The organism is Ruegeria sp. CI1 (assembly GCF_056536925.1).
The window spans coordinates 1-25,134 of the sequence record NZ_JBQFQP010000015.1 but is presented as its reverse complement, the minus strand read 5'-3'; the positions used below and the strand labels follow the sequence as shown (position 1 = coordinate 25,134).

Here is a 25,134-nt window from a genome sequence, read left to right as displayed (position 1 = left end):
CTGCCTGCCAAATTGAACGGTGTTGAAGCATGAAGCAGAATGCAAAATCTGTGAATTCCTACACCTTGACGATCCGCAAGCCGCAATGACGTGCTGCCTTGCCTCGGGTTTGTGGATCGCGTAGAGCGTTCGGGCTTTCGCTTGCCAAAGAGGATTGCCTATGCGTCTGTCCCGCTATTTCCTGCCTGTTCTCAAGGAAAACCCGTCCGAGGCCCAAATCGTCAGCCATCGCCTGATGCTGCGGGCAGGGATGATTAAGCAGGCCGCCGCCGGTATCTATTCCTGGCTGCCGCTTGGCTTCAAGGTTCTGCGCAAACTGGAAAACATCGTGCATGAAGAGCAGGCGCGGGCAGGGCATATCGCCATCCAGATGCCGATCCTGCAATCGGCGGATCTGTGGCGCGAGTCCGGGCGATATGATGACTACGGCCAGGAAATGCTGCGGATGCAGGATCGGCACGGACGCGACATGCTATATACGCCGACGGCCGAGGAACTGGTGACCGATATCTTCCGTGGCCACGTAAGCAGCTACAAGGACCTGCCGCTGACGCTTTATCAGATTCAGTGGAAATTCCGCGACGAAATCCGCCCGCGCTTCGGTGTGATGCGGGGGCGCGAATTCCTGATGAAGGATGGCTACAACTTTGACCTGACCAAAGAGGATGCGCTGCACGCCTATAACCGCCATCTCGTCAGCTATCTGCGCACCTACGAGCGCATGGGCCTGCAGGCCATCCCGATGCGTGCTGACTCGGGGCCGATCGGTGGGGACGATACTCATGAATTCCTGGTGCTGGCCGAAACCGGTGAATCCGAGGTGTTCTATGACAGCCAGGTCACCGATATTCGGCTGGGGCAGCGCGAGATCGACTATGACGACAAGGCCCAGTGTCAGGCGGTGCTGGAGGAGTTTACTTCGCTCTATGCCCGGACCGATGAAACCCATGACGAGGCGCTGTTCAACCAGATCCCCGAAGGGCGCAGGCGGTCGGCGCGGGGGATCGAGGTGGGGCAGATCTTCTATTTCGGTACCAAGTATTCCGAGCCGATGGGGGCAACTGTACAAGGCCCCGACGGAAAATCGGTGCCGGTACATATGGGCAGCCACGGCATCGGTGTCAGCCGCCTGATCGGCGCGATCATCGAGGCCAGCCACGACGACAAGGGCATCATCTGGCCCGAAGGCGTGACGCCGTTCCATTGCGGTATCGTCAACCTGAAACAGGGCGATGACGCGGCCGACGCGGCCTGTGAAAAACTCTATGGGGCGTTGACGCATCTGGGTCTTGACCCGCTTTACGATGACCGAAACGAGCGGGCGGGCGGCAAGTTCGCCACCATGGACCTGATCGGCTTGCCGTGGCGGATCACGGTCGGGCCTCGCGGGCTCAAGAACGGGGTGGTCGAACTCACCTGTCGCCGCACCGGGGAAAGCGAGGAGCTGAGCCCGGAACAGGCGGTCACCAAGCTTGCGGGCATTTATGAAGGCATTGCCTGAGCAGAGTGACGGGCCGCTGATCTCGGTGATCACGGCCACGTACAACCTGCTGTCCCAGGGGCGCGGCGACAGTTTTCGCGAGGTTGTCGCATGCCTGAGGCGGCAGGATTGTGCCCGGTTCGAGCATGTGATCCAGGACGGGGCCTCGACCGATGGTACAATCGACTTCATTCGGGAGTACACCCGAATTGACCGGTTTGTACGCATTCAAAGCACCCAAGATGCCGGATTGTACGACGCCATGAACCGCGCCGTTGCGGCGGCGCGGGGGGATTATGTGCTGTTTCTGAACTCGGATGACGCGCTGGCCTCGGACGATGTACTGAATGCGGCGGCTGACGCGTTGGAGGCTTCGCGGCCGGATTTCCTGTTTGGCGCGACGGCACAGCAGATGGGCGCGGGCGGGATTCACATCCAGAACCGGATGTCGCTGAAGGCTGTGTTGCAGCGGATGCCGTTCTGCCACAACTCGGTGTTCATCCGCCGCGAGGTGTTTCTGGCACTGGGCGGGCATGACCTGAGTTTTCCGGTGGCGGCAGATTACGACATGATGCTGCGGATGATCGCAGCGGGATATCGCGGCGAGCGGCTGGAACATCCGGTATCGTTGTTCTGGACCCGGGGAGTGTCGGGAGACGATGAGCGGACCGCGCAGGATTATGCAAGGATCTGGATGAAGTTCTTTGACGGGTATTCCTCGGCCAAGGGACTGACTGTTGAGGATTTTGTAAGGTTCTACAAGCGGGGGCACATGCCGGCGGCCCTGGTGCTGGACGTCTTGCGGCGGCGGGGGCAATCGGAGGCGCTGCGCGCGGCGGCGCGGCACAGTCTGTTCAAGACCATCCGGCGCAATTTGCAGCCCTGGCGGAAATTCTGAGCCTTGCGGTTTTCGGATTGAGCGCCTTCGGCGCGCTCTTTTCGATCTTGGATTGAGGGACGCTGTCCCTCAAACTCTCTGGGGTACTTGCAACCAGAAAGAAGCAGCGAACCCCGAGCGGTAACCGCAGCGGGGTTGCCTTGGCGTGTCGCCGACGCTCAGGACGGATGCGCCGGTCGCGCGGCGATCAGATCGCCATCTGCGTTGCTGCCGGGCAGGGCCACGACGATGGGGCGACCGAACCGCCGCACCAGATCGCGTAATTCGATGCCGAGAAAACGCAGCCCACAGATCCTGCCGCCGGTTGTCCGGTCGGTGATGCAGAGCCGACCCTGCCGGAAAACCAGCCGGTAACCCTTGGCGCGCAACGTGTCCCTGAGTGTTGTCCAACTGGCGGCGTTTTCGAAATCCGGTCGGATCGCCGCGCGAAGAAGGGCGGCGGTTTCGCAATCCAGTTGAGTTGAGGCGTGGTTCGGCCCCGATGGGCCTACGGGTTGAATTCGTTCTTCATAACTCATGAGCGTCTCCCGCTCTAAACTCATTAATCCCCCGGAGCAGGGTGTCAAAATTTCCCTATCCGGTCAAACAGTGAAATAAAATTACTCGAGGAGCGTTGCATTTGGAAGTCAGTTAGCGCAACCGGAAACGAATTGTTTGTGTTCTGGGGACAATCCTTGGCGCCTGATTGGCCGGGCATTTGCGGTGACACTTGAATTGTCGCGCCTGACGCTGCAGGTGTGAAAGGTGAACAGAGCGGCGTCGCGCGCCGGTTGCAATGGATACGGGCAGAACGGCATGGCGATGAGTTTCGTGACGGTGGTCTATTCGCGAGACTACCCATTGCTGGAGCTTCAGGCCCTGTCGATGGCCCGGTTTCTGGACACGGGTCAGGTCGGGTCGATCCAGGTCGTGATGAACGACTGCAACGAGGCCGTGCTTGAACGGGCGCTGGAGCCGTTGCTGGCCGCCTATGGTCCCTTGGCGGCCAAACTGCGTATTCTGCGCGGGGATGACCTGTTGCGTGAGGGCTGGCGGGGCAACGACGGCTATCGTATGCAGCAGGCGCTTAATCTGGCGGCGGCGGCGCGGGCACCATGCGAGCGAGTGGTTATTCTGGACACCCAGAACCTGTTCCTGCGTCCGGTGACGGCAGAGGATTTCTTTACCAGCGACGTCAGGGGCAAACTGACATTCCTTCGGCCCGAAAACGAGTGTCACCGGGCGTGGTGGCGCGAGAGCCTGAATGCGCTGGGCATGCAGGCGGCAAATCCGGACACTGTCCGGACAACGACATTTTCGATGCCGTTTCCGGTCAGGCGTCAATTGGCGCAGGATCTGTGCGGAGATATCGAGGCGCGGTACCATTCGGTGCAGGGCCTGTTCGCGTCGCGGCGCAACCTGTCGGAGTTCATGTTGCTGAACGCCTTTTGCCTGGGGGAATATGGCGATATCCGCGCCGGGTTCGAGGAAACCATGCGCCGGAATGCGGAGCTTTGGCCGACCAATTCGCCCGAGCAGGTGGCGGCTGAGATCGATCGGCTGGAACGGGTGGAAACCTTGTCCTTTGGGCTGGACACCCGGGCCTTTGCGGCCTTGTCCGAGGATATGCGAGCGCGTGTCTTTGCCGCGCTCGAGGCGCGGGGAATTTGTGACCGGGACACCGCGCGGGCGGTCCTGGCGCGGGTATCGGCAGTATCCGGCTGACAACATTGCGCCCTGCGCAAACTCTTCCCTTGACCATCGGCTGTGATCGAACGAGGGTCCGGCACGCAAACCCGCGGAGATTTCATGACCGGCACCCCACCTCCTTTTGCGCCATTCGAATGGAAGATCGCCTGGCGGTATCTGCGCGCCCGGCGGGCCGAGGGCGGGGTCAGCGTGATGACCTGGATCTCGTTGATCGGCATCACGCTGGCGGTGTTCGCGCTGATTGCGACGCTGGCGGTTCGGTCGGGGTTCCGGTCGGAGTTCGTCGGTACCATTCTGGGGGCGAACGCGCATGTCACCCTGTACAGCGCAGGCGAGATCGATGCGCAGGGGCGGGTGGACCGGACGATCAAGGAGTTTGACGCGATTGCGCAGCGGGTGGCGCAGGTTCCGGGCGTCGTCAGCGCGGCGCCGCTGGTCAAGGGTGAAGTGCTGATTACCAATCGCGAGGCAAGTTCGGGTGTGCAGATATTCGGCATTCGCAAGGATGACCTGCTGAAGCTGCCGGGGATTGCACAAAGTGAGGATGCGTATGGCGATCTTGCCCGGTTCGATGAAGGCATCGCCATCGGCTCGGGCGTGGCACGCGCCATCGGTGCAACGGTTGGCGACCGGGTCAAGCTGACCTCGCCCAACGGGGTCAGGACGGCGTTCGGGGTGTCGCCTCGTGTGAACGCCTATGAGGTTGTCTATGTGTTTTCGGCGGGGCGGTATGACATAGACCGGACGCGGGCCTATCTGCCATTTGGTGAGGCACAAAAATTCTTTAACCGCGAAGAGTTGGCGGATGAAATTGAAGTAATGGTCGAAGCCCCGGAAGAGTTGGATCCGATGATCCTGCCGCTCTATGATGCTGCCGGAGAGCGGATGCAGATCTGGACGTGGAAGGATTCCTCGGGCGGGTTTCTGCGGGCTTTGGAGGTTGAGGACAACGTTATGTTCATCATCCTGTCGATCCTGGTGCTGATCGCGGCGATGAATATCGTGTCGGGCCTGATCATGCTGGTCAAGAACAAGGGGCGCGATATCGGCATCCTGCGCACCATCGGGTTGAGCGAGGGTTCGGTGCTGCGGGTGTTTTTCATCTGCGGGGCGTTCACGGGGATGATCGGCACCGCGATGGGAGTGATCCTGGGGTGCCTGTTCGCGCTGTATATCGATCCGATCTTTTCCTTTGTGAACTTCGCGATGGGCGGCGGGGTCTGGGACCCGGCGATCCGGGGGATATACGCGCTGCCGGCCGAGTTGCATCTGGGGGATGTACTCAAGGCGGTGGGGCTGTCGCTGGGGCTGTCGTTTTTCGTCACCTATTTCCCGGCCCGCCGTGCGGCGCGGCTGAATCCGGTCGAGGCGTTGCGCTATGAATGACGTGACTTTGCGGCTGGACGGCCTGACCAAGACTTATCTGCAGGGCACGCCGGGTGAGGTGCAGGTTCTGCGCGGTGCCGATCTGGAGTTGCGCGCGGGCGAGGCGGTGGCGCTGGTGGCGCCGTCGGGGGCGGGCAAGTCGACGCTTTTGCATATTGCCGGGCTGCTCGATACGCCGGACACCGGGACGGTCGAGGTCGCGGGCCAGGCGGCCAGCGGCAAGGGCGACCGGACGCGCACGGCGATCCGGCGGCGGGATGTCGGGTTCGTCTATCAGTTCCACCATCTGCTGCCCGAGTTCACGGCCCTGGAAAACATCACCTTGCCGCAGCTGGCAAACGGCGTGTCCGAAAAGGAGGCTGAGGCGCGGGCGATGGATCTGCTGGGGCGCGTCGGCGTGGCGGGGCGTGCGGGGCATCGCCCGGCAGCTTTGTCCGGGGGCGAGCAGCAGCGGGTGGCCTTTTGCCGCGCGCTGGCGAATGCGCCGCGGGTGTTGCTGGCGGACGAGCCGACGGGCAACCTGGACCCCGAGACCTCGGATCAGGTGTTCGACGCGCTGATGGATCTGGTGCGCGGCAATGGGTTGTCCGCGCTGATCGCGACGCACAACATGGACCTGGCCGCACGGATGGATCGCGTCGTGCGGCTGGAGGCGGGCGTTCTCAGGCCAGCTGAGTGATCGCAACGCCAATGGCCATGACCGCGATACCGCCAGCGCGCATCAGGGTCAGTGGGGTGACCTGTGCGCCGAACAGGCCATAGTGATCGATGGCGGCGGTGCTGAGCAATTGCCCGAGCAGCACGAAGAACACCGCATTGCCGACGCCGAAATGCGGCGCGACATGGGTGATGGACAGCACGTAGAAGGCCACCAGCAGGCCGCCAAGCAGCAGGTGTTTGGGGCTGGAGGCGACCTTGGCCAGCGCCTGCGGGCCGGGGAACAGCAGCATGACCAGCGCCGAGGCGCCAAGGGCCACGGCAAAAAGAACGACCGCGGCAGCGGTTGGCGAGCCGATCAGCTTGCCCAAAGCGGCGTTCAGTGCGGCGAGGATCGGGATACCGATCCCTGCGGCCAACATGATTGCTGCGTATTGTGTCATGCCCGAATCCCTTCTGCCCGTAAATCGTTGATCTGGATCATTGTGATACTCCCGGTTGTGGGCAAGCCTGCAATTGCGCAGATCAGATGTGGAGACGGATCGATGAGGACAGTTCTTGGATATGCAATGGCCGCAGGTATTGCCCTGGCGGCGCCTGTCGCGGCGCAGGATGCCGAACGCGGGGCCGAAATCTATCGCCACCATTGCGCCACCTGTCACGGCATCGAGGCGACGGGGCACGGGCCAATGGCCGGGGTGCTGATCATCCAGCCGGTAGACCTGACCGCCTTGCAGGGCGCGGACGGCGAGTTTCCGACCGAGCGCGTGGTGCGCCGCATCGACGGGCGCGACCCGCTGGTCAGCCACGGCAGCCCGATGCCGGTTTACGGCCCCTATTTCGAGGGTAATGACGTGGCGATCAAGACGCCTGCCGGGCAGCCGATCCTGACCAGCGAGCCGATTGCCGATCTGGTCGAGTATCTGAAAACACTGCAGGGTAGCTAAGAGCATGCGTATCACGGGCATTGGATTGGCAGGGGTTTTGATTCTGGCCGCCTGCACACCGGAGCCAAGGATGCCGACGCCGTCCGAGGGCGAGGCGATTTTTGCCGCCAACTGCACGGCCTGCCACGATTACGACGGGCGGGGCGGGACACTGGCCGAAGGCCAGGTCGCGCCCGATCTGACGCGGATTGCGGAGCGCAATGGCGGGACGTTCCCGCGCGCCGAGGTGATGTCGCAGATCGATGGTTACGGGCGTGGCAGGGTGTCGCCCGACATCATGCCGGAATTCGGCGGGCTGCTGGAGGGAGAGCTGGTGCCGGTCGAAGTGAATGGGGTGCTGACGCCCACGCCGCGCCCGTTGGCCGCCTTGCTGGCCTATCTGGAAAGCATTCAGGTCAGCGGCTGAACGATCAGTCGCAGATGCCCTGAATTTCCGCGCCGCTCCACGGAATGACCACGTCGGTTTCGCGCGATTGCGGCAGATCGGCCACCTGCATCGACTGGCTGAGCATGGCGTGCAGGCGTTTGGTGCGCTGTGCCCCGGGTGCGAGGGCGCGGCAGCAGACATATTCCTCGATGATCGCGCCTTGCTGTTCGAACCCGTAGCTGAGGAAATCGGCAGGCCCGTCGAGGTCGAACAGGTAAGGATCGTCATCCCCACCATGTTCCGCGGCCGCACGCAGCGGGTGATATCCGGTTTCGCGGCGGTTCTGCCATTGCCAGACATGGGTCAGTTCATGGGCCAGCAGCATGGCGGCCACCAGGTTGAGGCTGTCGGGATATTCGCTCATGTAATCGTCAAGGTACCAGTCACGGGTAAAATAGACCTTGTTGAACAGGGCCACGGCGGCGGGTTTGCTGGTTACGATCTCTTCCTTGAGGGGCGGCAGGATGCGTTCGCGGCAGGTCACGCGCGGGCGCTGGTTGCGCCGGAAGGTCACCGCCGCCACTGGCGCGCCTTCGACCAGGCGCACACGGTCGAGGTTGAGGCTTTCGCCATGAACACGGGCGGCAAAGTCGCGTTCGGTGTCGGTCAGGGGGCGACCGCAGGCGGCAAACAGAAGAAGGACAAGAAACGCGCGTAAAACCATGATTTCGAGAGTAGCCCGCATTCGGTCTGCCGCAAGACGTTTTCACAGGCTCATGGCCAGAACCCGGCTGATTTCGGTCAGTGACCGGCCGGATTGATCCATCCATTTGTTGAACGCGTCCTGCGTCGCGGCCAGCGCCTTTTTCGAGGTGGGCGTCTTGTCGACCACGCCTTCGGCCACCAGTCGGGCGGTAACATCACGGGACAGGATGAAACTGTCGCGCCCGGCAAAACGCATGGCATATTGCGCGGTGGCGCCGCCCAGACGCGAGCCGCGTTTGCCCAGCATGGCGAGCAGCCCGACATAGTCGGTCGAGGGCCAGCCGCCCAGAACCGTGCCCGCGCCGCCCTGTTCACGAAGCTCCATCAGAAAGGCGGCGTTGTCGCGAACCGTGGCGATCTTGGTGCCGTTGCGCACGATGCGGGTATCCTGCAGCAGCGCGTCGAATTTTTCATCGTCCATGAAGGCGCAGCGGCCCACGTCGAAGCCGTCGAACGCGGTTTCGAACCCGTCCCATTTGGCTTCGATGACCTTCCAGTTGAACCCGGCCTGAAACACGCATTTGGTGATGGTCGACAGCCACCTGTCCTCGGGCAAGGCGGCCAGCTCGGCAGCCGATTTGGGTTTGACCAGTTTTTCGTTCAGCGCATCCGGGCCGCCGTGCCGGTCGGCGGCGAGTTGAAATATCTCGTCGAAATGGCGCATGTCGGCATCCTCCTGCGTCAGAGTGGTTCCTTTCGCTTTGCCTTGGCAAGCGGAAATCAGGGCGCAAAGAAGGTCGCGGTGGCGGTGGCGACCGCCTTGCCGCTGTCTTCTTCGGTCATGTCGGCGCGGGCGAAGACCAGGGCGCGTCCGGCGCGCACGACCTGCGCGCGGCAGAGGATGGCGGAGCCGACGCCGGGCCGCAGGAACTGGGTGTGCAGGTCGGTGGTGGCGTAGGGTTTGACCTGGCCCGAATGGGCGATGGCGGCGAATACCATCGTGGTATCCGCCAGCGCGGCCAGCGCCTGACCCGAGACAATGCCGCCGACGCGGGCAAGGTCCGATGTCAGTGGCATGCGGGTGATGACGCGGTCGGGTTCGGTTTCGAGAAAGGTCAGATTCAGCGCCTTGACCCAGGATGCGAAATTTTCCGTGAGGAAATCATGCGCTTGTTCTGGTGTCATATGTACCTCCGCCGTTGCGGGGAGCTTATCGGGGCGCAGGAGCGCTGCCAAGAACTGCTGTCCGAGCGGATCTTGGGGTGCCGGGATCACGGGAAGGTGAGATTCGTGATTGACTGGTCAATCAATAACCGGCAAGACTAGGATCATGGAGAGACCAGACCGGGGTGCAGGTCCGGAATGGAGTGGAGGAAACGGTGCCGGGGCGTGGTCGTCTTTGGCGCGATGGGGTTTGAACTTTTCCGGGTTTCCATATTGCAGTGCGCCGAGAGTTGTCGGCAATATGAGACCTTGGAATATGAACGGTCGCGAGAGGGCCGATTTGCCAACTGGGAGAGAAATGATGAAGAAACTGAGCCTCGGCCTTGTTGCCGCAACTGTTGCAGGGTCGGCCTATGCCGCCGACATGGGCGCGGTGGACGAGCCGATCAAGCTGGCGATCAACGAGTGGACCGGTCAGCACGTCACCACGCATGTCGCCGGCGAGATGCTGAAAGCCGCCGGGTACAATGTGGAATATGTCACCGCGGGCATGATGAACCAGTTCCAGGCGTTGGCGGATGGCGACATTCACGCAACGCTGGAAATCTGGTCGTCCAACGTGTCGGACGAATATGCCAAGAAGATCGACGAGGGATCCGTTGTCGAGATCGGCGATCTGGGCCTGGCCGCAAAGGAAGGCATCGCTTATCCGGCGCATGTGGGCGAGTTGTGCCCCGGTCTGCCGGCGTGGGAAGCGCTGGCCGACTGCGCGCAGATGTTCGCCACTGCCGAAACGCTGCCATCGGGCCGTCTGGTCGATTATCCGGCTGACTGGGGCACGCCGGGCGCGGACCGCATGACCGGTCTTGCCCTGCCGTTCAAGGCGGTTCCGGCGGGTTCCGAAGGGGCGCTGATCGCCGAATTGCGCGCCTCGACCGAGCGCAAGTCGCCGCTGCTGATCACCTTCTGGCAGCCGCATTGGGCAATGTCGGCCTATGACGTGAAATTCGTCGACCTGCCGCCGGGTGAAGAGGCGTGTTTCAACGATCCGGCATGGGGTCCGAACCCCGACGCGGTCAACGATTGCGATTTTTCACCCTCGCGCATCTTCAAGGCCGGCTGGAACGGCATGGCCGACAAATGGCCCGCCGCCTATGAGATCCTGACCAACTATCAACTGGCGGTCGAGGACCAGCAGCCGATGATGGGCGCGATCGATGTCGATGGCGGCGCGGTCGAAGACGTCGTGGCCGCATGGATGGCCGAGAACGAGGGCAAGTGGCGTCCGGTTGTCGACGCCGCAACCAAGTGAGTCCCATAGGTGACTGACGCCAAAACGCCAGCCATTGCCTGCCGGAACCTCTGGCAGGTCTTTGGCCCCGGTGCGGAAAAAGCCCTGACCGACGCGCTGTCTCGGTCAGGGGGAGATGCCGACAAGGCCGCCGGTGATCTGCGCGCAAAGGGATACATCCCCGCCGTGCAGGACGCCAATTTCGACGTCAAGGAGGGCGAGCTTTTTGTCATCATGGGGCTGTCGGGGTCGGGCAAGTCGACACTGATCCGCTGTATCTCGCAACTGCTGCCCGGAACCGGCGGAGAAATCCGGATCGAAGGCGACAATGTCGTCGGTGCGACGAAAAAGCGCCTGACCGAATTGCGCCGCAAGACGCTGGGCATGGTGTTCCAGCATTTCGGCCTGTTCCCGCACATGACCGTGGCAGAAAACGTGGCCTATCCGCTGCGGGTGCAGGGTGTTGGCAAGAAGGAGCGCCGTGCGCGGGCGCAGGAGGTCATTTCGCTGGTGGGCCTTGACGGGCGCGAGGACAGTTTCCCGCGCCAATTGTCGGGTGGGCAGCGGCAGCGCGTGGGTATCGCCCGGTCGCTGGCGGTGAACCCCGATATCTGGTTTCTGGACGAGCCGTTCTCGGCGCTTGATCCGCTGATCCGGCGGCAGTTGCAGGACGAGTTTCTGCGCATCCAGGCGACGTTGAAGAAATCCATCGTCTTCATCACCCACGACATTGCCGAGGCGCTGAAGCTGGCGGACCGGATCGCAATCATGCGCGATGGCAAGATCGTGCAGATCGGCACGCCGTCCGATATCGTGCTGCGCCCGGTGGACGACTATGTGCGCGAGTTTTCCAAGGATGTGGCCAAGGGGCAGCATGCCAAGGTGGCCTCGGTTCTGCATGCGGGCGAGGGCGAATACGGGCCGGACGATCCCGGACTGACCACGGCGATGACGCTGGACACGGCGCTGGCGCGCTGCATGCAGCTGTATCAGCCGGTGCCGGTGCGCGACGCATCGGGCACGGTCGTCGGCACGGTTCACCCATCCGATCTGGCCGCTGCCTTGCAGGTGGACGAGGCATGAGCGCGGTTGCCGATATCGCATCCGCCCGCGCCATGCGCCTGACGGCAGGCGCGCAGGCGGCGCTGATCACGGTGATCGTGGGCGCGCTGTGTCTGGCGCTGGAGCCGGTGGCCCCCTGGCTGGTGAAATGGCCGGCGGCATGGGTCATCCCGGCGACCGATTGGGTCGGATCGTTCCTGGCGTGGTTCCTGAACGGGATCAAACCGGCGGCGCGGCTGTTTTCGGACGTGATGGCCTATCCGATGAACTGGGCCAACTTCGTGCTTAGCGGCACACCCTGGCCTATCGTGATCGGCATCGTCACCGCGCTGGGCTGGTATCTGGGCGGGTTGCCGATGGCGGCGCTGGGCTTTCTGGGGCTGAGTTTCGTTCTGGCCTCGGGGTACTGGGCCGAGAGCATGAACACGCTGGCGCTGGTCGCCGTGTCGGTGCCGGTGGCGCTGATCATGGGCGGTGCGATTGGCATTCTTGCCAATGAGGTGCCGCGCGTGAAGGCATTCGTTCAGGCGGTACTGGATATCATGCAGACGGTGCCGACCTTTGCCTATCTGACGCCGCTTTTGCTGCTTTTTGGCTTTGGCCCGGTGGTTGGCCTGATCGCTTCGGCGATCTATGCCGCGCCGCCGATGGCGCGCAACGTGCTGTTGGGGCTGGAACGGGTCGAGCATGAGGTGAAGGAAGCCGCCATCATGTCGGGCGGAAGCCGGTTTCAACAGCTTTTCCAGGTCGAGATTCCGTCGGCCGCCACCCAGATCATGGTCGGAGTGAACCAGTGCCTGATGGCGGCGCTGTCGATGGTGATCATCGCCGCCGTTATCGGTGGCTTCAACGATATCGGTTGGGAAGTTCTGCTGACCATGCGCAAGGCGCAGTTCGGCGAGTCGCTGCTGGCCGGTCTGGTGATCGTGGTCTTTGCGGTGGTGATCGACCGGATGAGCGGCGTTCTGGCGACCGAACGCAAGCGGTATGACACGCGCGTGGTCTGGGCGGTGCTGGGGTTTGCGGTGGTCTTTACGCTGGCATTTTGGGCGCGGTTGCCGAACCCGTCCGACCTGACGCTGCTGGACCCGGCGGCGGAAGCGGTGGACAGGGGGCTGACGCAGTTCACGCAGGCGAATGCCGGGTGGCTGGACGGGCTCAAGAACAACTCGATGTTCTATGTTCTGTTGCCTCTGCGCATCGGTCTGGATCAAGCGGTGTTGCCTTTTACCTGGGGCTTCATGTGGACGCCCGCGATGAGCTATGGCCTGTTTGCCGCCGGGGCCGCGATTGCCGTCGTGATGGCGTGGCAGGGCCGGATTACCGGCGGGCTGACCGTTCTGATCGCGATAGGGATGCTGGAGACCGGCATTGCCAACCTGCCATGGCCTTTCGTGCTGACCGGTGCGGCGGCGCTTGGATACGTGGCGGGCGGCTGGCGGTTGGCGGCGCTGTCGGTCGGTCTGTTGTGCACGATCCTTGTTTCGGGCCTGTGGGAGCGGGCGCTGCTGTCGCTGTATCTCAGCGGTGCGGCGGTGTTTTCCTGCGCGGTTGTCGGCGGGTTGATCGGGCTGGCCAGCGCGGTGTGGGAGCCGGTGTGGAAAATCGTGCGGCCGATCTGCGACATGCTGCAGACCATCCCGCTGTTCGTGTTCCTGATCCCGGTGCTGATGGTGTTCCAGATCGGCGAGTTCTCGGCCTTTCTGGCGATCTGCGCCTATGCGATCGTACCGATGATCCGGTACACGCGGCACGGGCTGGTCAATACGCCGGACGAGATGATGGAGGCGGCGATTTCCAGCGGTGCGACCGAGTGGCAGATCATGCGCGACGTGCGCGCGCCTTATGCGGCGCCGACCATCCTGCTGGGGCTGAACCAGACCATCCTTTACGCCTTTGCCATGCTGGTGATCGCAGCGCTGATCGGGACCACCGGTCTGGGCCAGTCGATCTATCTGGCGCTGGGGCAGGCGGATGTCGGGCTTGGCATTTCCGCGGGTGCCGCGATGGCCATTCTGGCGCTGATCGCCGACCGCATGGTGCAGGGCTTTGCCGAGGAAAAGCGCAAGGCGCTGGGTCTTTGACAATTGCGGCGGGGCGGCACCTGTGCCATCCCGCCGCCGACTTGACTTCGGACAAAGACCAAACCACTCGGCCCCTTTACATCCCAGTTCACAAGACCGGAGCAAGGCATGAGCGGCTGGGGCGAGTTTCTGTTGGCGTTGGGGGTGTTTCTGGCAAGCCATGTGGTGCCGGTGCGCCCGCCGGTGCGCCCGTGGCTGATCGACCGGCTGGGCCGGGCCGGTTATTTTACCGCCTATTCCCTGTTCTCGCTGGCAGTGCTGGCCTGGCTGATCGTGGCAGCCGGGCGCGCGCCGTATGTCGAAGTGATCCCGCCCTGGCCGGTCTTGCGCTGGGTGCCGGTGTTGACCATGCCCGTCGTCTGCTGGCTGGCGATTGCGGGGATGTCGATCCGGAACCCGTTTTCTTTCGGAGGGCTGGGGCGCACGCCCTTTGATCCCGAACGACCCGGTATTCTGGCGGTCACCCGCCATCCGGTCCTGCTGGCGCTGCTGCTTTGGGCGCTGGCGCATCTGATCGCCAATGGCAGTCTGGCTCATGTGATCCTGTTCGGCCTGTTCGCGGGTTTCGCATGGCTGGGCATGGCGCTGATCGACCGGCGCAGGGCGCGCGAGGTGCCGGAGTGGCGCGAGCTTGCCCGCAATACCGCCCGTCTGTCGCTGCGCCGCCCAATTCCCTGGCCGCGCCCTTGGGTGTGGCTGGCTGCCGCCGTGGCCTATGCCGCGATCCTTCACCTGCACGCGCCCGTGATCGGGCTGTCGCCGCTGCCATAATCAACAGGAGTGGTCGAAACCCGATGCGCGTGCTATCTGCTTATCCAACAACCGAAGTTCAGGAGCCATGACCATGCATCTGGCCTATATCACCACCACCGACCGGGGCGCGACCGACCGCCTGCTGAGCGCGGCCGCCGACCGTCTGAAGGCAAGCGGCTATGCCCTGGCCGGTGTCGTGCAGACCAACACCGAATGCTACGACAGCAGCAAATGCGACATGGACCTTCAGGTGCTGCCCGACGGCGCGACCATCCGAATCTCGCAATCGCTGGGGTCTATGGCGCGGGGCTGTCGGCTGGACCCGGCGGCGCTGGAACAGGCTGTGGGCGACGTGACCGCGTCGCTGGACAACAGCCCGCAGCTGATGATCGTGAACAAGTTCGGCAAGCACGAATCCGACGGCCGCGGGTTCCGTCCGGTGATCGGCGAGGCGCTGGCGCGCGACATCCCGGTTCTGGTCGGGGTCAACGGGCTGAACGAGGACAAGTTCCTTGAATTTGCCGGCGACGCGGCCCGCAAGCTGGCCGCCGATCTGGACGAGATCGAGGATTGGATCGCGGCAGTGATCGCGGAACGCTCGGCCGCCTGAGCGGTTCGGTGTTCGTAAAGCATTGAAAACCTGTCTGGTATCGCTGCGCCCTTGTTCCGCTTTCTTGTCTTAGGAAAAGGGGAGCGGGTGAGTGCGGGAAACCGGGCGGGCTTTCCCTCAGGCACTTTGACATTCGGCCCGTGATCAATCAGCCATTCCAGACTTTTGATCGCCCCCTGAACAGCTCAGCCAGATCCGGAGGCATCGCTCTGCTGCGTCGGCCGGCATGCGGACAGATGGCGATGTTCCACTTTAAGATCGTGTTGCAAGGATTTGAATTCAAGGAGAAGTGGTGGGCGACCCTGGAATCGAACCAGGCGTGCGTCTCCGCGAGGGAGTTACAGTCCCCTGCCACACCTTGCGGCCTGTCGCCCACTGTCAGGCGTTGCACCTGACGTGGAGGCGTGATTACTAGCGCGGCAAAGGAGCGTCAACAGGAAAATTCCGCTTTGGCGCAGGAAACCGAACTCATGGCCCGGAGGCCGGTAAGATGAAGAAACCCAAGTGGGTGATTGAAAAGGAACAGGCCCGCAAAGCGGCGGCATCAGAGACCGTCTGGCTGTTCGGACTGCACGCTGTTCGCGATGCGTTGATGAACCCGAAACGGCAGAAACTGCGCCTTATCGTGACCCGGAATGCACAGGACAAGCTGGCCGAGGCCATTGAATTCGCAGGAATTTCTCCCGAGCAAGTGGACCCGCGCAAATTCAGCGCGCCAATCGATCCCGGATCGGTGCATCAGGGCGCCGCGCTGGAGGTCAAGCCGCTGGAATGGGGCGGGCTGGACGAGAACTGTATAGGCGCCGAACACCCGCGTGTGATCCTGCTGGACCGGGTGACGGACCCGCACAATGTCGGGGCGATTCTGCGATCGGCCGAAGTTCTGGGGGCCAGCGCGGTGATCGGCACACGCCACCATTCCGCGCCCGAAACCGGTGCATTGGCAAAAACCGCCAGCGGTGCGCTGGAGCGCCAGCCCTATCTGCGCGTGCGCAACCTGGCCGACACAATCGTCGAACTGCAGGGGATGGGATTTTATGTGCTGGGGCTGGATGGCGAGGCGGATGTGACCATCGAAGAGGCGCTGGCGGGACGGCGCGACCATCCGGTGGCGCTGGTGCTTGGGGCTGAGGGGCCGGGACTGAGGCAAAAGACCAAGGAAACAGTGGACCGGCTGGTCAAGATTGACGCGGCGGGCGGATTTGGCTCTCTCAACGTCTCGAATGCGGCGGCGATCGCCTTATATGCCTCCAGACATGTCTGACAGGAGGCACCAATTCCGGGACCGGCCAAAATCGCAACTTGTTGCTACTGCGGCACCCGTGCGGCGCTGGTGTTGCGCGGGCGCGAACGCCACGAGTTGAGCTGTGCGAGCTGTGGTGCGCCCCTGCATGCACTAAAGATGCTGCGCAAGGAACACGTGAAGCCAAGCGGCCAGAAGGAACGGGGTTTCATGCCGAATCACATGCGCAAAAAACGAAAAAAGATCGGATCACGACGGCGGAAGATCGCCAAGGTGATGGATGAAGTCTGGGATGTGATCGAAGATATCTTCGATTGACGGGTTTTTTGGAACACAGGCCGATCACATCACCGTCAGATGGGGTTTCGAAACGCATGTGTTTGATGCATTTTATAGTTTGAATATTAAGGCAGAGAATTGATGATTTCGCGACGAGAATTCGTGGTGGGCATGGCAGGAGTTTTTGCAGCCAGAACCGCGTGGGCAAATTCCCCCTTGTACTATGCAGACCAAGGAATGGCGGTCAGTGGGTTTGACGCCGTTTCGTATTTCCGGTCGCAAGCTCCGATGAGGGGACAGGCCGATATTTCGGTGATGTGGAAAGGGGCCGAGTGGCGCTTTGCCTCGATGGAGCATCGAGAAATGTTCGAGGCCAACCCGCGCGCTTTTGCGCCGCAATTCGGCGGCTATTGCGCCTATGCGGTGTCGCGTGGGCATCTTTTGGAATCCGATCCCAGAGCCTGGCGTATCGTGGATGACAAGCTGTACCTGATTCATTCGCCGAAAGTGGAAAAGATCTGGGAACAGGATATTGCCGGGAATATCGCGCTGGCAGAACAGAACTGGCCTGCTCTGCTGCAGGGATGAATGGTGATTCTTCGCTGAGTCGGGCTTGTCATCACATTTTTGGGCGCGCCCCTTTTTTTCTCTGAGATAGGACCTAAATGTCACAGTGACCGCGGACTGGAACTGCCGCGGGTCATTTCACTGTCCCTCGTTCCATAACTGGCGCCCAAGGTTAACTTGGGCGCTTTTTTCTTTCTGCGGTGCTGGATAATGTGCCCACATGCCAGAGTATTCCGACGCCTATCTCAAAACGATTCTGCAACGCACCAAGGTCATCGCCGTGGTGGGGGTGTCGATGAATCCGGTGCGGCCCAGTTATTACGTCGCGCGCTATCTTGGGCTGAAAGGATTTCGGGTGATCCCGGTCAATCCGGGCCATGCGGGCGAAAAGCTGTTCGGGCAAACGGTGCGGGGTTCGCTGTCGGATATTACCGAGCCGGTGGACACGGTAGATATCTTTCGCCGCTCCGAAGCTGTGCCGCCCATCGTCGATGAGGCGCTGGATTTCTTTCCGGGGCTAAGAACCATCTGGATGCAGATCGGGGTCGAGAATGCCGAGGCTGCGGAAAAGGCGCAGGCGCGTGGCATCGACGTGGTGATGAACCGGTGTCCCAAGATCGAGTATCAGCGCCTGTTCGGTGAACTGCGCATGGGCGGCTTTGCCACCGGCATCATCTCATCAAAACTGTAAACGCCGCGTCTATTCGTTGAATTCCTGATCAAGCTTGGCCTGCTTGCGCTGGGTCTTGTCGATCAGCACTTCCATGCGGGGGCGCCAGTCATATCGCGTATCTTCAAGCGTCGGCGCCCAGAACAGAGTGCCGCCGTACCGCCACGGATCCAGTACGACGCCGTCATACATGTCGTCCCCGCGTTTCGAGATGATGGCGGTGCTGTGGTCGATCAGGAACGGGTTTTCCGGGTCGGAAATCGCCCGGTGCAGCGTCAGGGTGCGGAAGTTTTCCTGATTGAGGCGTTTTTCCATGTCTTCGGCCCAATGCCAGCACAGACCGCGCGGGCGCAAGCCGTGGTTGACCTTGGCATTGTGCACCAGCGGCGGGTCGGTGATCTGGTATTCCTCGGCCAGTTGTTTGGGATAGAAATAGGCGATGCGCGCCGCCCGTTCGGCCTCGGCCGGATCGACCTCGGGGCCAAGGCTTTTGAGTTGTCGCGCCAGTTCGTCAACGTCCTGCTGGGTGGCAGAGGGCGCCGGGGCGCAGCCTGCAAGAACAGCCAGAGACAGAGCCGCGAAGATGGACAAAACGCATTTCAGCATTCCCTGTTTCCTCGGGATTTTGTGAGTGTGCAATCGGATCAAGGGTAAACCGGGGTTGGCAAGGTTTCAATTGCCGGGTCGCGCGGCCTTTTCGGCGATGCCGCTGATCCCCTGCCGCCGCGCCAGTTCGTCAAGCACGGCATCCAGCGGCACGTCGCACGCGGCCAGCATGACCAGCAGGTGATAAAGAACATCCGCCGCCTCGGCGGTCAGTTTTTCGGCGTCGCCCTTCACGGCCTCGATGATTGCTTCGACGGCTTCTTCGCCGAATTTCTCGGCGCATTTCTCGGGGCCTTTGGCGAGCAGTTTTGCGGTCCAGCTCGACTCGGGGTCGGCTTTCTTGCGGGCGTCGATGGTGGCGGCGAGGTCGTGCAGGATGCTCATGTCAGCCTCATCGGGATACCGGCGGCGGCCATGTGTTGTTTGGCCTCTTGAATGGTGTATTCGCCGAAGTGAAAGATCGAGGCCGCCAACACCGCGCTGGCGCCGCCCCTGGTCACGCCTTCGACCAGATGATCCAGATTGCCGACACCGCCCGAGGCAATCACCGGCACGTCGACCGCGTCGGAAATGGCGCGGGTCAGCGGGAGGTTGAAACCCGCCTTGGTGCCGTCGCGATCCATCGAGGTCAGCAGGATCTCGCCCGCGCCCTTGGCGACCACGGTTCGGGCGAACTCTATCGCGTCGATGCCGGTGGGCCTGCGTCCGCCATGGGTAAAGATCTCCCATTTGCCGGGGCTGGCGGTCTTGGCGTCGATGGCGACCACGATGCACTGGCTGCCGAACTGGTCGGCGGCCTCGGCCACCACGTCGGGGTTGGCCACGGCGGCGGAGTTGAAGCTGACCTTGTCGGCGCCGGCCAGCAGCAGGGCGCGCACGTCGTCCCTGGTGCGCACGCCTCCGCCCACGGTCAGTGGAACAAAGCATTGCTCGGCGGTGCGCTGGACCACGTCGAACATGGTGCCGCGGTTTTCGTGAGTGGCGTGGATGTCGAGGAAACAGATCTCGTCGGCCCCGGCGGCGTCATAAGCCTTGGCCGATTCCACCGGATCGCCCGCGTCGCGCAGGCCCACGAAATTCACGCCCTTGACCACGCGGCCATCGGCGACATCGAGACAGGGGATGATACGGGTCTTGAGCATGGGCGATCCTGTTGTTGCCGTTGTCCTAGCGGCAAAGCCCTGCCGATGCCAGAGTTGTGACTGGATGAAACGCCGCAGTCGGGGAGATTTGGGTAGAATGGTCAAAAAAGGGAGATTTGATATGCGCGTTCTTTTCTATGCGACCTTGATGGTGTTTGCGGGTGCGGCTGCGATTGCCGGCGATCTGGTCAAGGTCAAAACCGACAAATCGGTGAGCGAGGCGATGGATGCTCTGGAAGCGGCGGTCGGCAATGCCGGGGCAACAGTTTTCGCCCGTGTCGATCACGCGGCAGGGGCCAGGAAGGTCGATATGGAACTGGGCGAGGCACAGCTTTTGATCTTTGGCAATCCCAAGCTGGGAACCCCGGCGATGCAGGCCGACCCGCGCGCGGGATTGTTCCTGCCGCTCAAGGTGCTGGCCTATTCGGACGCTGACGGGCAGGTCTGGCTGGTTTATGAAGACCCAGCCGAGATGCTGGAGGATCTGGATATTCCCGCCGATGCCCCGGTCGTGGGCAAGATGCAGGGTGCCTTGGGAAAACTGACCGGAGCGGCGGCGAATTAGGTTACTTGAGCACCCGGATCGCTTCGGCAAGATCGAGGGCCCCGTCATAGAGCGCGCGGCCAGAGATCGCGCCGTTCAGCCCGGCGCCGCAATCGCGCAGGGCGATGAGGTCAGCGATAGAACTGACGCCGCCGCTGGCAATCACCGGGATCGACACGGCGCGGGCGAGGGCGGCGGTGGCTTCGATATTGGGACCTTGCATCGCCCCGTCGCGGTTGATGTCGGTATAGATGATGGCGGCGACGCCTGCGTCTTCGAAGCTGCGCGCGAGATCGGTGACCTGTACGTCGGTCTCTTCGGCCCAGCCCTTGGTGGCGACCATGCCATTGCGCGCGTCTATGCCGACGGCGACGTGACCGGGGAAGGCCCTGGCGGCGTCGCGCACCAGGTCGGGGTTTTCAACCGCTACAGTGCCCAGAATGACCCGCGCCAGCCCCTTGTCGAGCCAGGTTTCGATGGTGGCCATGTCACGGATGCCGCCACCCAGCTGCGCGGGTACGTCACAGGCCTTGAGAATCGCCTCGACCGGGGTGGCGTTCACCGGCTCGCCTGCAAATGCGCCGTTCAGATCGACCAGATGCAGCCATTCGCACCCCGCATCGACAAAGGCGCGGGCCTGTGCGGCGGGATCGTCGTTGAACACGGTGGCTTTGTCCATTTCGCCGCGCAGCAGGCGCACGGCCTGACCGTCTTTGAGGTCGATGGCAGGATAGAGGATCATGATCGGGCGGCCTTTTGCTGAAATCTGCGCGGCATATGGCACAGGCCGGGCAGGGGATGCAACGCGACGCAAAGTCAATCTTGCCGGATTGGGGCGGGCAGGCGAGACTGAGGGCAAAACACGGAGGTTTGAATGATGAAATTTGCAATCGCGGCGGCGGGCCTTGCCGTTTTGGCAACCGGCGCATGGGCGGACGACCCGGTAGACGGTCTGTGGAAGACCCAGCCGGGGGATTCCGGCGGGTATCTGCATGTCACGATCGGCCCCTGCGGCAGCGCTGTTTGCGGGACCATCGACAATGCGTTCGATGCCGACGGCAATGAGGAACTGGACTATGAGAATCTGGGCAAACAGATCATCTGGGACATGGTTGCGGATGGCGACGGCAGTTATGGCGGCGGCAAGATCTGGGCGCCGGACCGGGACAAGACGTATAACTCGAAAATGACTCTTGAAGGCAATGACCTGACGGTCAAGGGCTGCGTCGCAGGCGGGCTGATCTGCCGGGGGCAGACCTGGACCAGGATCGAATGATCCTGCTGGCCTGACCTGTGTTCCCTAAGGGGCCCAGGTCAGGAAATTCCCGATCATGCGCAGGCCCACATCCTGACTTTTCTCGGGGTGAAACTGCATACCCACCATGGTATCGCGGCCGATCACGGCCGTGACCGGGCCGCCATAGTCGACATGGGCCAGCCGCTGCGCCGGGTCGTCGACGTGGAACTGATAGGAATGCACGAAATAGGTATGATCGCCCGAGGTCACGCCGGCAAAGACCGGGTGGTCGTGCTCGATCACCAGATCGTTCCAGCCCATGTGCGGAACCTTGAGCGACTTGTCGGCGGGCTCGATCCTGACGACATCCCCGGCGACCCATCCCAACCCCGGCGTTTCCTCATATTCGTGGCCCTTGGTCGCCATCAGTTGCATGCCGACGCAAATGCCCAGAAATGGGCGGCCTTTCTTCTCGACCGCTTCGACCATGGCGTCATAGATGCCCTTGTGACCGCGCAACTCGGCGGCGCAGGCGGGAAAGGCGCCGTCGCCGGGCAGCACCAGCCGGTCGGCGCGGGCGACGACCTCGGCTTCGGAGGTCACTACGACCTGACCGGCACCCATATCGCGCGCCATGCGCTGAAATGCCTTTTCGGCGGAATGCAGGTTGCCCGACTCGTAGTCGATGATGGCGGTCAGCATCTACAGCGCGCCCTTGGTGGAGGGGATCGCGTCGGCCTTGCGCGGGTCGGTCTCGACGCCCATGCGCAGGGCGCGGGCGACGGCCTTGAAGGCGGCCTCGGCGATGTGGTGGCTGTTCAGCCCGTGCAACTGATCGACGTGCAGCGTGATGCCGCCATGGGTGCTGAGGGCCTGAAAGAATTCGCGCACCAGTTCGGTGTCGAAGCTGCCGATCTTTTGCGTCGGCAGATCGACATTCCAGACCAGAAAGGGCCGCCCCGACAGGTCCAGCGCACAGCGCACCTGCGCGTCGTCCATCGGAAGATGGCATTCGCCATAGCGGCGGATGCCTTTCTTGTCGCCCAAGGCAGCGGTCAGGGCCTGACCCAACGCGATGCCCGTATCTTCGACCGTGTGGTGGTCGTCGATGTGATAGTCACCGCTGGCGCGAATTGTCATGTCGATGAGCGAGTGGCGCGACAGCTGATCCAGCATGTGATCGAAAAAGCCGACGCCGGTCTGGTTGTCATAGGCTCCGGTCCCGTCGAGATTGATCTCGACCGTTATGTCGGTCTCGGCGGTCTTGCGGCTGATCGTGGCGCGACGCATGGGCGTATTCCTTTTGCTACCGCGCGCTTATAGGCGGGTCACCGGTTCGATTTCCAGCCCGCATCGACCGGGCGCGGCGATGTGTTGCGCGAAAAACAGGGGATTGCACCCGGTTCGCCCCCATGCCAGCCTGTTGCAAAATCAAGAAATAGGCCCTGCCATGACCACCTGTGTTTTCATCCAGATCCGCTGCAAGCCCGGAACCACCTATAAAGTGGCCGAAGACATCGCCCTGCGCGAGATTCACTCCGAGCTTTATTCCACCAGTGGCGAATACGATCTTCTGATGAAGCTTTATATCCCGGAAGGTCAGGATGTGGGTCATTACATCAACGAACACCTGCTGGTGATTCCGGGCATCGAACGGTCGTTGACGACGATGACCTTCAAGGCGTTCTGAACCCGGTTCGGCTGGCGGTTCAACGGCTTTTGGTCGCGGAAAACAGCGCCTCGCCACCAAGGCGGCGAGGCGGGTGCCGCAATCCCAATCAGGGGATCGTGGCGCTCAGGCGGCAAGCAACCCTTTGTCCTTCAATTCGGCATAAGCGGCATCAACGGCCGTTTTGAGGCGGCGCAGCATCTCATCCACTTCGGTCCTGGTGATGATCAATGGCGGGCAGAGGGCGGCGGCATTGCCTGCAACGGCGCGGATCAGCAAACCGTTTTCCTGCGCCAGCCGCTGCACGGTGGCCCCGCCTGCGCCCTTGTCTATGGTTGCGCCGGTGGTCTTGTTCGACACCAGTTCCAGCGCCGCGATCAACCCCTTGCCGCGCACTTCGCCCACCAGCGGGTGATCGGTGAAGATCGCGCGCAACTGGTCCTGCAAGTAAGCGCCCACGTCGGCGGCATGGTCGAAGATCTTGTCGCGCTCGTAGATTTCGAGTGTCTTGAGCGCCGCCGCGCAGGCCACCGGATGCCCGGAATAGGTATAGCCATGGCCGAACACGCCGACCGCCGCCGAAGGTGCCACCATCTTTTCGTACATCCAGCCCGGAATGACCGACGCGGAGATCGGGAAATAGGCCGAGCTGAGCTGCTTGGCAAAGGTCATCAGGTCGGGTTTGATCCCCATGGTGGTGCAGCCGAAATCGGCGCCCGTGCGGCCAAAGCCGCAAATGACCTCGTCGGCCCAGATCAGAATGCCGTGCTTGCGCAGCAGCGCCTGAAGCTTTTCGTAATAGCCTTCGGGCGGCACGATCACACCCGAGGCGCCGGTGATCGGTTCGACAATCATTGCCGCGATGGTGTCGGCGCCTTCGGCCAGGATCTGTTGTTCCAGGTTGTCGATGATACGGTCGACGAACTGCGCCTCGGTCTCGTTGCCCTGACGCCCGGTGTAATAATGCGGCGCGTCCGAGCGCAGGATGTGCAGCGCCTCGACGGGAGCGTCGAAATGCGCAAGGTTGGCGGGCAGCGACGTCATCGAACCGGCGGCGACGGTAACCCCGTGATAGCCGCGCTCACGTGTGATGATCTTGCGCTTTTCCGGCTTGCCGATGGCGTTGAAGTAATAGCGCAGCATCTTGTAGTGGGTGTCGTTGGCGTCCGAGCCGGAATTGCCGAAAAAGAAATAGGCATCCTCGACCGGCACCATCGCCTTGAGCTTTTCGGCAAGCTGCATGACCGGTTCATGGGTCTTGCCGCCAAAGGTGTGGGAAAAGGGCAGCCGGTTCAGCTGATCGGTGATTGCCTGGATCACCTCGGCATTGTCATAGCCCAGCGAGGTGCACCACAGACCGGCCAGGCCCTCGATATACTCCTTGCCGGCGGTGTCGTAGACATAGATGCCCTTGCCGCGATCCAGCACCAGCTGTTCGGTGGCGGCAAGGTTGGTGGTGGGATAAATGACAGGGGCCATGGCGAGATACCTTTGGTTTGCCGCGTGGCGGCGATTCAGCTGCGCCAAGCTTTGCCTTGTCTGGCGGCCCGCGTCAAAATTTTTGATCAAATTTCCGCCGCGACAGAATTGCCCGCCAAAACGCAAAAAGCCGCCCCGTGGGCGGCCTCTTTGCGTATCTGGAGCGGGCGAGGCGATTCGAACGCCCGACCCTAACCTTGGCAAGGTTATGCTCTACCCCTGAGCTACGCCCGCAATCAGATACTCTCGGTTCCTCGTTGGAGCGGGCGAGGCGATTCGAACGCCCGACCCTAACCTTGGCAAGGTTATGCTCTACCCCTGAGCTACGCCCGCCCCGTTGAGTGAGGCGTGAAGTATAAATTCTGACCGGAAGCTGCAAGAGGAAAAACGCATATGACAGAAAAAAAGTGTCGAACAGGAGGGAGGCGTTCGGGTTAGCCGGAGGGGCGGCCGGGCCGCATCGAATGGCAGGTTCCGACGATGGATGAAGGGCTTACGGCTATCGCCGGGTTGCGGTGTTGCTGAGAGAGGCTGGATGGTCTGTCAGCGATGGCCGTATCGAACGTCTATGGAAGCGAGAGGGGCTGAAGGTCCCGCACAAGCAG

The 25,134-nt window shown here is 62.2% G+C and carries 31 protein-coding genes, 3 tRNA genes and 1 pseudogene; 20 read left to right on the top strand and 15 right to left on the bottom strand.

Annotation, left to right across the window (positions count from 1 at the left end):
- The first annotated feature begins 160 nt into the window (after window positions 1–160).
- Complete coding sequence (gene proS / locus ACR0LZ_RS17005) at window positions 161–1,501, top strand: proline--tRNA ligase (RefSeq protein ID WP_480751048.1); 1,341 nt, start codon at window positions 161–163, stop codon at window positions 1,499–1,501.
- Window positions 1,485–2,378, top strand: coding sequence for a glycosyltransferase family 2 protein (locus ACR0LZ_RS17000; protein WP_480751047.1), 894 nt, complete (start codon window positions 1,485–1,487; stop codon window positions 2,376–2,378). The genes proS and ACR0LZ_RS17000 overlap by 17 nt, the downstream gene beginning before the upstream one ends.
- A 158-nt stretch (window positions 2,379–2,536) precedes the next feature.
- Here the strand turns inward: ACR0LZ_RS17000 and ACR0LZ_RS16995 are convergent, their stop codons facing one another.
- A complete protein-coding gene (locus ACR0LZ_RS16995; RefSeq protein WP_480751046.1) occupies window positions 2,537–2,896 on the bottom strand; it encodes a hypothetical protein in 360 nt (119 codons plus the stop codon).
- 226 nt (window positions 2,897–3,122) lie between these two features.
- On the opposite strand from ACR0LZ_RS16995, the gene ACR0LZ_RS16990 reads away from it, so the two are divergent.
- The 3 genes from ACR0LZ_RS16990 (at window position 3,123) to ACR0LZ_RS16980 (ending at window position 6,132) form a co-directional block, all read left to right on the top strand.
- The gene (locus tag ACR0LZ_RS16990) at window positions 3,123–4,082 is read left to right on the top strand and encodes a DUF6492 family protein (RefSeq protein WP_480751045.1); all 960 of its coding nucleotides are present in this window, start codon (window positions 3,123–3,125) and stop codon (window positions 4,080–4,082) included.
- 84 nt (window positions 4,083–4,166) lie between these two features.
- Window positions 4,167–5,453, top strand: coding sequence for an ABC transporter permease (locus ACR0LZ_RS16985; protein WP_480751044.1), 1,287 nt, complete (start codon window positions 4,167–4,169; stop codon window positions 5,451–5,453).
- The gene (locus ACR0LZ_RS16980; RefSeq protein WP_480751042.1) at window positions 5,446–6,132 is read left to right on the top strand and encodes an ABC transporter ATP-binding protein; all 687 of its coding nucleotides are present in this window, start codon (window positions 5,446–5,448) and stop codon (window positions 6,130–6,132) included. The genes ACR0LZ_RS16985 and ACR0LZ_RS16980 overlap by 8 nt, the downstream gene beginning before the upstream one ends.
- Here ACR0LZ_RS16980 and ACR0LZ_RS16975 read toward each other — a convergent pair.
- On the bottom strand, window positions 6,116–6,553 hold the full coding sequence (locus tag ACR0LZ_RS16975; protein ID WP_480751040.1) for a DMT family transporter: 438 nt from the start codon (window positions 6,551–6,553) through the stop codon (window positions 6,116–6,118). The two genes, ACR0LZ_RS16980 and ACR0LZ_RS16975, sit on opposite strands and share 17 nt — an antisense overlap.
- Window positions 6,554–6,655: 102 nt before the next feature.
- Between ACR0LZ_RS16975 and ACR0LZ_RS16970 the strand changes: the two genes are divergently transcribed.
- Window positions 6,656–7,057 (top strand): c-type cytochrome, encoded by a 402-nt coding sequence (locus ACR0LZ_RS16970; RefSeq protein ID WP_480751039.1) that lies wholly within the window; start codon window positions 6,656–6,658, stop codon window positions 7,055–7,057.
- A gap of 70 nt (window positions 7,058–7,127) precedes the next feature.
- Window positions 7,128–7,463 (top strand): c-type cytochrome, encoded by a 336-nt coding sequence (locus ACR0LZ_RS16965; protein ID WP_480751037.1) that lies wholly within the window; start codon window positions 7,128–7,130, stop codon window positions 7,461–7,463.
- Window positions 7,464–7,467: 4 nt separating this feature from the next.
- Here ACR0LZ_RS16965 and ACR0LZ_RS16960 read toward each other — a convergent pair whose 3' ends face one another.
- From ACR0LZ_RS16960 to ACR0LZ_RS16950, 3 genes are read right to left on the bottom strand one after another with little or no spacing between them, the layout of a single operon-like run.
- A complete protein-coding gene (locus ACR0LZ_RS16960; RefSeq protein ID WP_480751174.1) occupies window positions 7,468–8,148 on the bottom strand; it encodes a hypothetical protein in 681 nt (226 codons plus the stop codon).
- Between the two features lie 42 nt (window positions 8,149–8,190).
- Window positions 8,191–8,853, bottom strand: a complete 663-nt coding sequence (locus ACR0LZ_RS16955) for a DNA-3-methyladenine glycosylase I (protein ID WP_480751035.1) — start codon at window positions 8,851–8,853, stop codon at window positions 8,191–8,193.
- A 56-nt stretch (window positions 8,854–8,909) separates the two neighbouring features.
- A complete protein-coding gene (locus tag ACR0LZ_RS16950; RefSeq protein WP_480751034.1) occupies window positions 8,910–9,314 on the bottom strand; it encodes a PaaI family thioesterase in 405 nt (134 codons plus the stop codon).
- A 340-nt stretch (window positions 9,315–9,654) separates the two neighbouring features.
- Here ACR0LZ_RS16950 and ACR0LZ_RS16945 point away from each other — a divergent pair, with 340 nt between their 5' ends.
- From ACR0LZ_RS16945 to ACR0LZ_RS16925, 5 genes are all read left to right on the top strand, one after another.
- Window positions 9,655–10,605 (top strand): ABC transporter substrate-binding protein, encoded by a 951-nt coding sequence (locus ACR0LZ_RS16945; protein WP_480751033.1) that lies wholly within the window; start codon window positions 9,655–9,657, stop codon window positions 10,603–10,605.
- Window positions 10,606–10,614: 9 nt separating this feature from the next.
- Window positions 10,615–11,667: a quaternary amine ABC transporter ATP-binding protein gene (locus tag ACR0LZ_RS16940; protein ID WP_480751031.1), complete on the top strand. Its 1,053-nt coding sequence runs from the start codon at window positions 10,615–10,617 to the stop codon at window positions 11,665–11,667.
- A complete protein-coding gene (locus tag ACR0LZ_RS16935) occupies window positions 11,664–13,730 on the top strand; it encodes an ABC transporter permease (RefSeq protein WP_480751030.1) in 2,067 nt (688 codons plus the stop codon). Before ACR0LZ_RS16940 ends, ACR0LZ_RS16935 begins: the two co-directional genes overlap by 4 nt.
- A gap of 108 nt (window positions 13,731–13,838) precedes the next feature.
- Window positions 13,839–14,501, top strand: a complete 663-nt coding sequence (locus ACR0LZ_RS16930; RefSeq protein WP_480751029.1) for an NnrU family protein — start codon at window positions 13,839–13,841, stop codon at window positions 14,499–14,501.
- 73 nt (window positions 14,502–14,574) lie between these two features.
- Window positions 14,575–15,093 (top strand): DUF2478 domain-containing protein, encoded by a 519-nt coding sequence (locus tag ACR0LZ_RS16925; RefSeq protein WP_480751172.1) that lies wholly within the window; start codon window positions 14,575–14,577, stop codon window positions 15,091–15,093.
- 290 nt (window positions 15,094–15,383) lie between these two features.
- Here ACR0LZ_RS16925 and ACR0LZ_RS16920 read toward each other — a convergent pair.
- Window positions 15,384–15,467 (bottom strand) — tRNA-Tyr (locus ACR0LZ_RS16920).
- A gap of 116 nt (window positions 15,468–15,583) precedes the next feature.
- Between ACR0LZ_RS16920 and rlmB the strand changes: the two genes are divergently transcribed.
- From rlmB to ACR0LZ_RS16900, 4 genes are all read left to right on the top strand, one after another.
- On the top strand, window positions 15,584–16,357 hold the full coding sequence (gene rlmB, locus ACR0LZ_RS16915) for a 23S rRNA (guanosine(2251)-2'-O)-methyltransferase RlmB (RefSeq protein ID WP_480751027.1): 774 nt from the start codon (window positions 15,584–15,586) through the stop codon (window positions 16,355–16,357).
- A gap of 12 nt (window positions 16,358–16,369) precedes the next feature.
- Entirely contained in the window at window positions 16,370–16,654 is a 285-nt protein-coding gene (locus ACR0LZ_RS16910) for a hypothetical protein (RefSeq protein WP_480751170.1), read from the top strand.
- A gap of 102 nt (window positions 16,655–16,756) precedes the next feature.
- Window positions 16,757–17,203 (top strand): YHS domain-containing (seleno)protein, encoded by a 447-nt coding sequence (locus ACR0LZ_RS16905; protein WP_480751025.1) that lies wholly within the window; start codon window positions 16,757–16,759, stop codon window positions 17,201–17,203.
- 199 nt (window positions 17,204–17,402) lie between these two features.
- Window positions 17,403–17,873, top strand: a complete 471-nt coding sequence (locus ACR0LZ_RS16900; protein WP_480751024.1) for a CoA-binding protein — start codon at window positions 17,403–17,405, stop codon at window positions 17,871–17,873.
- A 9-nt stretch (window positions 17,874–17,882) separates the two neighbouring features.
- On the opposite strand, the gene ACR0LZ_RS16895 is transcribed toward ACR0LZ_RS16900, so the two are convergent.
- The 3 genes from ACR0LZ_RS16895 to hisF all read right to left on the bottom strand — a co-directional run bounded on the left by ACR0LZ_RS16895 (window position 17,883) and on the right by hisF (window position 19,600).
- The gene (locus tag ACR0LZ_RS16895; RefSeq protein ID WP_480751022.1) at window positions 17,883–18,458 is read right to left on the bottom strand and encodes a hypothetical protein; all 576 of its coding nucleotides are present in this window, start codon (window positions 18,456–18,458) and stop codon (window positions 17,883–17,885) included.
- A 66-nt stretch (window positions 18,459–18,524) separates the two neighbouring features.
- The gene (locus ACR0LZ_RS16890; protein ID WP_480751020.1) at window positions 18,525–18,842 is read right to left on the bottom strand and encodes a phosphoribosyl-ATP diphosphatase; all 318 of its coding nucleotides are present in this window, start codon (window positions 18,840–18,842) and stop codon (window positions 18,525–18,527) included.
- A complete protein-coding gene (gene hisF, locus ACR0LZ_RS16885; RefSeq protein ID WP_480751019.1) occupies window positions 18,839–19,600 on the bottom strand; it encodes an imidazole glycerol phosphate synthase subunit HisF in 762 nt (253 codons plus the stop codon). Before hisF ends, ACR0LZ_RS16890 begins: the two co-directional genes overlap by 4 nt.
- A 121-nt stretch (window positions 19,601–19,721) precedes the next feature.
- Between hisF and ACR0LZ_RS16880 the strand changes: the two genes are divergently transcribed.
- Entirely contained in the window at window positions 19,722–20,165 is a 444-nt protein-coding gene (locus ACR0LZ_RS16880) for a DUF302 domain-containing protein (RefSeq protein ID WP_480751017.1), read from the top strand.
- Between the two features lies 1 nt (window position 20,166).
- On the opposite strand, the gene hisA is transcribed toward ACR0LZ_RS16880, so the two are convergent.
- Entirely contained in the window at window positions 20,167–20,886 is a 720-nt protein-coding gene (gene hisA / locus ACR0LZ_RS16875) for a 1-(5-phosphoribosyl)-5-[(5-phosphoribosylamino)methylideneamino]imidazole-4-carboxamide isomerase (RefSeq protein ID WP_480751016.1), read from the bottom strand.
- A gap of 132 nt (window positions 20,887–21,018) precedes the next feature.
- On the opposite strand from hisA, the gene ACR0LZ_RS16870 reads away from it, so the two are divergent.
- Window positions 21,019–21,420, top strand: coding sequence for a DUF2147 domain-containing protein (locus ACR0LZ_RS16870; protein WP_480751015.1), 402 nt, complete (start codon window positions 21,019–21,021; stop codon window positions 21,418–21,420).
- 24 nt (window positions 21,421–21,444) lie between these two features.
- On the opposite strand, the gene hisH is transcribed toward ACR0LZ_RS16870, so the two are convergent.
- Both hisH and hisB read right to left on the bottom strand, forming a co-directional pair.
- On the bottom strand, window positions 21,445–22,083 hold the full coding sequence (gene hisH, locus ACR0LZ_RS16865) for an imidazole glycerol phosphate synthase subunit HisH (RefSeq protein ID WP_480751014.1): 639 nt from the start codon (window positions 22,081–22,083) through the stop codon (window positions 21,445–21,447).
- A complete protein-coding gene (gene hisB / locus ACR0LZ_RS16860) occupies window positions 22,084–22,671 on the bottom strand; it encodes an imidazoleglycerol-phosphate dehydratase HisB (protein ID WP_480751012.1) in 588 nt (195 codons plus the stop codon).
- Between the two features lie 160 nt (window positions 22,672–22,831).
- On the opposite strand from hisB, the gene ACR0LZ_RS16855 reads away from it, so the two are divergent.
- Window positions 22,832–23,071 (top strand): Lrp/AsnC ligand binding domain-containing protein, encoded by a 240-nt coding sequence (locus ACR0LZ_RS16855; protein WP_480751011.1) that lies wholly within the window; start codon window positions 22,832–22,834, stop codon window positions 23,069–23,071.
- Between the two features lie 105 nt (window positions 23,072–23,176).
- Here the strand turns inward: ACR0LZ_RS16855 and ACR0LZ_RS16850 are convergent, their stop codons facing one another.
- From ACR0LZ_RS16850 to ACR0LZ_RS16840, 3 genes are all read right to left on the bottom strand, one after another.
- Entirely contained in the window at window positions 23,177–24,529 is a 1,353-nt protein-coding gene (locus tag ACR0LZ_RS16850; RefSeq protein WP_480751010.1) for an aminotransferase, read from the bottom strand.
- 159 nt (window positions 24,530–24,688) lie between these two features.
- Window positions 24,689–24,763: transfer RNA gene (locus ACR0LZ_RS16845), tRNA-Gly, on the bottom strand.
- A gap of 24 nt (window positions 24,764–24,787) precedes the next feature.
- A tRNA-Gly gene (locus tag ACR0LZ_RS16840) sits at window positions 24,788–24,862 on the bottom strand.
- A 161-nt stretch (window positions 24,863–25,023) separates the two neighbouring features.
- Between ACR0LZ_RS16840 and ACR0LZ_RS16835 the strand changes: the two are divergent.
- A pseudogene (locus tag ACR0LZ_RS16835) lies at window positions 25,024–25,134 on the top strand (IS3 family transposase); the annotation flags it as partial.